This is a genomic window from Faecalibacterium sp. OF03-6AC, assembly GCF_003478175.1.
GTDB classification, from domain to species: Bacteria; Bacillota; Clostridia; order Oscillospirales; family Ruminococcaceae; genus Faecalibacterium; species Faecalibacterium taiwanense.
This window is the reverse complement of sequence record NZ_QUEN01000010.1, coordinates 1-837: the sequence shown is the minus strand read 5'-3', so window position 1 is coordinate 837 and position 837 is coordinate 1. Positions and strand designations below refer to the sequence as shown.

Genomic DNA, 837 nt, shown 5'->3' with positions numbered 1-837 from the left:
CCCCAAAGTGGGAACTCTGGTGTTTTTTGCTTCCTGCCTGAATATACGGAAAATTTTGCTGGAAAGGCGAAAAAGCGGCAAAACTGCAACGGAAAAAGAAAAAAGCCCTTACTGGTTGCAGGGCTGCAACAGCAAAGGCGGAGAGAAAGCCGTATATTGAACAAAACGGCAGAGCGTATTATAATGAGGAAAAAGCTCAAAAAGGAGGGCCGACCACATGGCACAGGAATATCTGCCCGCACCGTCCAACGTCCGTCTTGCGGACTTGATGAAAGAGCACAACATCAGCCAACCGGAGCTTGCCAAGGAAATCGGCTGCTCTAAAAGCACTATCAGCCGTTTTATCAGTGGTGCGAAAGGAACTCTGACCCATGAGCAGGTGCTGAAGATCGCAAGGCTGTTCAACGTGTCCACGGATTTTCTGCTGGGAGAAACCAACATTCCCGACCGCAAGAACTACGACATTGCCGAGTTAGGCTTGTCCGTAGAAGCCGCAAAGAACCTCTACACAGGGCGTGTCAATACAGAGGTGGTCAATCTGCTGCTGGAAAACGCCCGCTTTGCAGAGCTTACTTACCGCATAGCGCAGTATTTTGATGATACTTTTGCGTCTGGCATCGCGGCACAGAATGCCATGCTCACGACATTGAGCACCTTGCTGCGCACAAAGGTCAAGACCCCGGAAGCAGCCAAAGCCGCAAAGGACATCAGCCTTCGGAGAAAACCAGTGTATCAGGGCGACCTTGATGACATCGAGATGTACTTTATGGCGGCGGTCAAGGAAATCAAAAAGGGTATTGGGAGCCATTACGCCGAACAGGAAGCCATGAGCAAGAA

1 protein-coding gene is annotated in these 837 nt (G+C 50.4%); it reads left to right on the top strand.

The genetic code is table 11. From position 1 onward, the window contains the following. Positions 1 to 217 precede the first annotated feature (217 nt). Positions 218 to 837, top strand: a 620-nt coding sequence (locus DXA66_RS11050; protein ID WP_147365176.1) for a helix-turn-helix domain-containing protein, incomplete at its 3' end; no start/stop codon positions are given.